This is a genomic window from Arthrobacter gallicola (genome assembly GCF_014836775.1).
GTDB lineage: Bacteria > Actinomycetota > Actinomycetes > Actinomycetales > Micrococcaceae > Arthrobacter_B > Arthrobacter_B gallicola.
Genome location: NZ_JACSQD010000006.1, coordinates 327041 through 333536, shown reverse-complemented (window position 1 = coordinate 333536; position 6496 = coordinate 327041). Strand labels below are relative to the sequence as shown.

Annotated in this window: 5 protein-coding genes; all 5 read right to left on the bottom strand. The window is 63.5% G+C overall.

Translation table 11 applies throughout. The features are described from left to right. Positions 1-370 precede the first annotated feature (370 nt). The 5 genes from purU to H9639_RS14055 all read right to left on the bottom strand — a co-directional run bounded on the left by purU (position 371) and on the right by H9639_RS14055 (position 6488). Positions 371-1282 carry a formyltetrahydrofolate deformylase gene (purU, locus tag H9639_RS14075; protein WP_191808712.1) on the bottom strand — a complete coding sequence of 304 codons (912 nt, stop codon included), beginning with the start codon at positions 1280-1282 and terminating at the stop codon, positions 371-373. A 92-nt stretch (positions 1283-1374) separates the two neighbouring features. Next, entirely contained in the window at positions 1375-2007 is a 633-nt protein-coding gene (locus H9639_RS14070) for a sarcosine oxidase subunit gamma (protein ID WP_191808688.1), read from the bottom strand. Then, positions 2000-4921 (bottom strand): 2Fe-2S iron-sulfur cluster-binding protein, encoded by a 2922-nt coding sequence (locus H9639_RS14065; protein ID WP_191808711.1) that lies wholly within the window; start codon positions 4919-4921, stop codon positions 2000-2002. Before H9639_RS14065 ends, H9639_RS14070 begins: the two co-directional genes overlap by 8 nt. Positions 4922-4923: 2 nt before the next feature. Further along, positions 4924-5253 (bottom strand): sarcosine oxidase subunit delta, encoded by a 330-nt coding sequence (locus H9639_RS14060; protein ID WP_191808687.1) that lies wholly within the window; start codon positions 5251-5253, stop codon positions 4924-4926. A gap of 14 nt (positions 5254-5267) precedes the next feature. Then, complete coding sequence (locus H9639_RS14055; protein WP_191808686.1) at positions 5268-6488, bottom strand: sarcosine oxidase subunit beta family protein; 1221 nt, start codon at positions 6486-6488, stop codon at positions 5268-5270. Between the last annotated feature and the right edge of the window lie 8 nt (positions 6489-6496).

Here is a 6496-nt window from a genome sequence, read left to right as displayed (position 1 = left end):
CGCAGCGCCGATGGTACTGCACCTGGGAGGGTGTGGGAGAGTAGGTCACCGCCGGACAATCATTAGAAGACCAGGTTCCTTCCTGGCCCGTTTCAGGCCCCGCACCTTTGGTGCGGGGCCTGAAGTGTTTAACACCCAAAACGCCCGCGGGCCCGGTACCAGGGCGGTTGGCGGACCTTGCCCTCGGCCGACCTTCGATGTGCAGCTATGGCGGGCTCCAGACAATTTAGGTCACCATACCTGCACATCCAGCGCGGGCGAGAGCCGCGGAAGCCGCCATACCTGCACATCCAGCGCGGGGCCTGCCGGCTGTCGCCGCCATACTTGCACTTCGCACAGTGCAACCGGCTCTGCAGTGTCCTATGCGGCCCTACGTCAGGACGATGGTCCGATTACCCTGAAGGAAGACACGCCCTTCGCAGTGCCATCGGACTGCGTTGGAAAGCGCTTTGCATTCCGTGTCTCGGCCAGCGGCCACCAGGTCCTCAGGGCCGAAGGTATGGTCCACTTCCACGACCTGTTGGCTAATGATCGGACCCTCATCAAGCTCAGCATTCACGTAGTGGGCCGTAGCCCCAACAGTCTTGACCCCGCGGACGTGGGCCTGATGGTACGGGCGGGCGCCTTTAAAGCTAGGTAGGAAAGAGTGGTGAATATTGATGGCACGGCCGTCCAGACGGCGGGTGAGATCATCACTGAAGACCTGCATGTACCGGGCCAGCACCACGAGCTCGACGTCGAACCGGTCAAGGATAGCCATCAAGTTCGCCTCCGCCTCCGGTTTCGTTGCAGCCGTGACGGGCACATGGAAGAACGGAATCCCGTGCCACTCCACGATCCCCCTGTGGTCTGTATGGTTCGAGACCACACCAACAATTTCTATGGGCAACTCGCCGATTCTGGCACGGAAAAGAAGGTCGTTGAGGCAGTGTTCGAACTTCGAGACCATGATCAGGACCCGGTGTTTCGTGCCGTGTGCCCTCATTTGCCACTGCATCCCATAGGTCTCGGCGACTGGTAGGAATGCGCCCTGCAGCTTGGCCAACTCCGCCGGTTCGCCGGCGGGCGCACCTGCAGGCTCACCTACCGGCTCTTCCCTCACAGGGTCGACCGCGGCAAAATGGATCCGCATAAAGAAATGGCCATCGAGCCTGGAACCGAATTGCTTGCTGTCCAGGATGTCGCAGCCCTGGTCCAGGAGGAAGCCGGTCACCGCATGGACGATGCCCTGTGTTTCGGGACACGCGAGGGTTAGGACGTATTCGCTGGGGTTCGTGTCCATGGCTCCACTCCCGATGGCATTCACTGACAGGCCTCCGAGGGAGGTTTCGTTGTACTCGGTTTTCATATCTGCTCCTGTCTGAGGCGACGTGCTCAGGGGACCTCGTCGGACGCGTACTCACGCATGGCGTCCAGGAGCCAGCGGCCCAGGAACTGTGAGAACGACGCCCGCGGAAGAATGCGGTAGGTTTCCTCGTCGGTCTTCCACAGAATGGCCGGAATGCCGCCAATCTCGGTCGACAGAGCTGTCCCGGTGTTGAAGACCCGGGAATGGAGGTCCAGGGAGCACCCCTTTTCAAGAACGGATCGCGCCCGGCGGCCGGAGAGTTCGAACGTAGTTCGATTGGCGGACAGATCAACAACCTGCCCTGCGCCGGATCCGAGGGTATCGATCAGTGCGCGGGGAAATTCGCCCCCCAGGCTGTCATGGGATTCCGGGGCTGCCACCAGGAGGAACTCTGCCGGTCCCAGCCAGAGGACGGAAGTGTCGCCGCTGGTTCGGACTATTCCGGATGCGGCGGGCAAGCCACCCGTGAAGGTGCCCAGATCCATCCCGGCAGCGGAGGCGGGATCGACCCGGATCCCCACCATGGTCAGGAACGGCAATTCGCGCAGCTCCACGGTCCCGGCAACGGACCCGGCATCAAAAGCGGCAGACAGAAGGGCTGCGGGACTCTGCCGGAGGGTTTGGATTTCGGCGGTGCTGAGTGCTGCTGTATCAGCCATCTTTACGGGCTCCTTCTGGGTCGAAAAGCACTGTCTCTGCCACGACTACGTCCAGCAGCTGATCGCCGACGGCGGCGAGCAGGGTTTCGCCGAGCCGGTTTCGGCCGTTCTGGATCAGCGCCAGGGCGAACGAGCGCCCCAACGCCGCACTGTGATAGCTCGAGGTGACGAATCCCTGCATGGGAACCGGGCTCAGCGCTGGATTGATGCTGATGCCCTTTTCCACCAGCTGGGTGCCTTCGGGAAGGCGGAGGCTTCCGTCCGCGGGGAGGATGCTGACCAGGTGTTTGCGGTCGGTGCGGCTGGCGTCCCAGCGCAGGTAGGAGCGTTTGCCGATGAAGTCCTTGACCTTGGACACGACCCATTCCATGCCGGCATCCTGCGGAGTGACCGTGCCGTCGGTGTCCTGGCCGATGATCGGGTAGCCCTTTTCCGCCCGCAGCACGTGCATGGTTTCGGTGCCGTACGGGGTGATGTTGAATTCGGCGCCGGCTTCCGCCACGGCTTCCCAGACCGTGAGACCGTACCAGGATGGAACATTGATTTCGTACGCCAGTTCACCGGAGAAGGAGATCCGGCAGATCCGCGCTTGGATCCCGGAGGCGAGAGCCGTTTCGCGGAAGGTCATAAAGGGGAACGCCTCGGCATCGAGGCCTCCGTCCGCGGCTAGGTCCGGGGCCAGCTTTGCGACGACGGCCCGGGCTTTCGGACCGACGACGGCGATGGTGGACCACTGCTCGGTGACGGAGGTGCAGTGCACATCCAGTTCCGGCCATTCGGTCTGCAACCATTCCTCCAGCCAGTCCAGGACGTTGGCTGCCCCGCCGGTGGTAGTGGTCATGAAGAAGCGGTCCTCGTCCAGGCGCAGGGTCACGCCGTCGTCGAAAATCATCCCATCGGGGGTGCACATGACGCCGTAGCGGGCCGATCCGGGGGCCAGTTTCTTGAATGCGTTGGTATATACGCGGTTCAGGAATTCACCGGCGTCCTTACCCCGGATTTCGATTTTGCCCAGAGTGGTGGCGTCCATGAAACCGACCGAGTTTCGGACTGCGGCGCATTCCCGCAGGACGGCGGCGTCCATATCCTCCTGGCCCTGCGGGTAGAACCAGGGCCGTTTCCACTGCCCAACGTCCTCGAATAACGCGCCGTGGGCGACGTGCCAGGGGTGAATGGAGGTAAGGCGGGCAGGGTCGAAAAGCTCTCCGCGCTGCCGTCCGGCCAGGGCTGCGAACGCCACAGGCGTGAATGGCGCACGATACGAGGTGGTGCCGATGTCACCGACATCCGTGTGTTTGAGGGCTGTGGCTATGACGCCGATCGCGTTCACGCCGGAGGTTTTGCCTTGATCGTTCGCGGTGCTGATTGAGGTGTAGCGCTTGACGTGTTCAACGGAGCGCATGCCGGCGCCGGTGGCACGCAGGACGTCGGCCACGGACTGATCACGTTGAAAATCAACAAAGTGGTGGTGCCAGTCTTCTGCGCTGCCCTGCTGACCGGGGACCAGCCAGAGCTGCCGGGTCGGTGCAGCGGCCACGGGTTCTCCGGGCGCAACCGGTGCCACATCAGATTCGAAACCCGCAGCGATGACCGCCGCGGCACCGGCGGAAATTCCCTCCTCTACGCAATCCGGAAGCCGAAAACTGCCGCGTCCCGCTCCGATCACCTGCTGGTTGGGGACCACGCTGCTGGGCACAAATGCTGCCAGGTTCTCATCCCAGCGCAGCCTGCCTTGCCGCTGCGAGTGCAGATGCACCACGGGGGACCAGCCGCCAGAGACAGCCAGCAGGTCACAGGGCAGGTGTTCGACGTCGGCGGTGAGGTTTCCGCCGTCGTCGATGCCGCGGATGGAAACGCCGAGAATCCCTTCCTCGCCGGAGGTTCCAGCTACGGTGCTGCCGGTCAACACCCGCGTTCCGGCCGCTGCTGCCGTGGCAGCGGTGTCACTAAGCTGTGGGCGGGCGTCCACGACTGCTTCGATGCTGATGCCGGCGGCGCGGAGGTCTGCGGCGAGCAGATAGGCGCTGTCGTTGGTGGTGGTGATGACGACTTTGGACCCGGCAGCCACGGCGTACCGGTTGAGATAGCTGCGGACCGCGGAGGCGAGCATGATCCCGGGCCGGTCGTTATTCTCGAAGACCAGTGGGCGTTCGTGGGCTCCTGGAGCGAGGATGACCTGGGCGGCGCGGATGTGCCAGATCCGCTGCCGGGACACACCGGGTGCCGCGGGCGCTGGGAGATGGTCCGTCCGGTTCTGCGCTGCGAGGACGTAGTTGGAGTCATAGGCACCGAAGGCCGTGGTGCGGTTCAGCACGGTGCACTCCGCAGCGGAGATCAGTTCGGCTTCAACCGCTGCCACCCATTCCAGGGCCGGCAGGCACTCGATGGTATCTGCGAGGTCCGGATGCGGGGAACTGGACAAGAGCGAGCCGCCAAGCTCTGGCTGGTCGTCGATAAGAATGACCCGGGCACCCGAGCGCACGGATTGCCGGGCCGCTGCCAGGCCGGCAGGTCCGCCGCCAACGATAAGGACGTCAGCATGAACGTATTTCTTGTCGTATTCGGCGTGGTCCTCGTTCGGGTCCAATCGGCCCAGGCCGTTGAGAAGCTCGGCGTCGAGGCCATCCACCAGCGAGACAGTGGTCGCCGGGAGCATGGACTCCGCCACATGGCCCGGGAACCTGGCCGCGATTTTGACGAGGGCGTTGGGTTCCTCCACACCGGCGGACATTATGCCGCGCGGCCGGTCCTCGTAGAGGGAATTGCCGGCACGCACCCGCCCGTTGGCCAGCATGGCGGAGGCAAGGGTGTCCCCGGGGTGGCCTGTGTATTCCTGGCCGTCCACCGTGAAGCGCAAGGTCACGCTGCGGTCGATGCGTCCTCCGCTGCTGAGGCGGGCGGATTGCCGTTGCACGCTCACTTGACTGCTCCTTCCGGGGAAACGGGGGTGGGGAGTATCGGGGCTGTCGGGCCCGCCGCGGGGCGGAGCTGACCCATCGGATAAACGGCCTGGATCTCGTAGGTGGAGGTGTCCCGGAGCATGTTGAACCACTGCCGGCAGCTGGTGCTGTGCAGCCAGCGCTCAGCGAACGCGCCTTTGGGATTGTCACGGTAAAACAGATACTCGGCCCATTCCCGGTCGCTGAGTTCCGCCGGATTTTCGGGGTAGGCAACGTGGGCCTGTCCGCCATAGCGGAATTCGGTTTCGTCTCGGGGCCCGCAGTTCGGGCAGGGAATCAGGAGCATGTCCTTAACTCTTTCTAGTGGGCCACGGCAGCGGCGCCGTGTTCATCGATCAGGGCACCGGTTTCGAAGCGCTCGAGGGCAAACGGTTTGTTGAGCTCGTGGGGTACTCCGGTGGCGATGGTGTGGGCAAACGTCAGGCCGGCTGCCGGAGTGCCCTTGAACCCGCCCGTGCCCCAGCCGCAGTTGACGTACATGTTCTCCACGGGAGCCGCCCCAATGATGGGCGAGGCATCGAGAGTGGTGTCCACAATCCCGCCCCAGGTCCGCAGCACATGTGCCCGGGCAAAGATCGGAAAGAGTTCAACGGCGGCTGCCATCTGCTGCTCGATCACGTGGAAGGAACCGCGCTGGCCGTAGCCGTTGTAGGAGTCCACCCCCGCTCCCATCACCAGTTCGCCCTTATGTGCCTGGGAAACGTAGACGTGGACGTGGTTGGACATGACCACCGTCGGGTGTACGGGCTCGTGGAGTTCGGAGACCAGCGCCTGCAGGGGGTGGGACTGGATGGGAAGCCGGAAACCCGCCATTTCCGCGAGCACCGAGCTGTGTCCGGCGGCACACAGCCCGACCTTTTCGGTGTGGATGGTGCCCAGGTTGGTCTTGACCCCGACGACGCGGTTTCCGCCCTTAAGGAACCCGGTGACCTCGCAGTTCTGGATAATGTCCACGCCGAGCTCATCGCATTTCCTAGCGAACGCCCACGCGACGTGGTCGTGCTTGGCTATCCCTGCGCGCGGCTGGTAAGTGGCACCCATAACGGGATAGCGGATGTTATCGCTGATGTTCAGGATGGGGCAAAGGTCCTTGACCTGGCCGGGGTCCAGCCATTCGGCGTCGACGCCGTTGAGCCTATTGGCACCCACCCGGCGCATGCTCTCGCGGACATCGCCCAGCGTGTGGGCCAGGTTCATGACTCCACGCTGGCTGAACAGGAAGTCGTACTCGAGTTCTTCGGGGAGGAGCTCCCACAGCTTCAGGGATTGCTCGTAGATCGCGGCGCTTTCGTCCCAGAGATAGTTGGAACGGATGATGGTGGTGTTGCGGGCCATGTTGCCGCCGGCCAGCCAGCCCTTTTCAAGAACGGCGATGTTGGTCATGCCGTGGTTCTTGGCGAGGTAGTAGGCAGTGGCGAGACCATGGCCTCCGCCGCCAACAATCACGGCGTCGTAGGAGGACTTGGGCTCAGGGTTGCGCCAAAGGAAGTCCGGGTGCTCCGGAAGCTGTTCCGCGCTCATTTTGCTGC

What these genes read in the sequence shown, in the direction of transcription:
- purU (WP_191808712.1), bottom strand. Translation starts at nt 1,282, where the DNA reads ATGGACACGAACCCCAGCGAATACGTCCTAACCCTCGCGTGTCCCGAA.
- H9639_RS14070 (WP_191808688.1), bottom strand. Translation starts at nt 2,007, where the DNA reads ATGGCTGATACAGCAGCACTCAGCACCGCCGAAATCCAAACCCTCCGG.
- H9639_RS14060 (WP_191808687.1), bottom strand. Translation starts at nt 5,253, where the DNA reads ATGCTCCTGATTCCCTGCCCGAACTGCGGGCCCCGAGACGAAACCGAA.
- H9639_RS14055 (WP_191808686.1), bottom strand. Translation starts at nt 6,488, where the DNA reads ATGAGCGCGGAACAGCTTCCGGAGCACCCGGACTTCCTTTGGCGCAAC.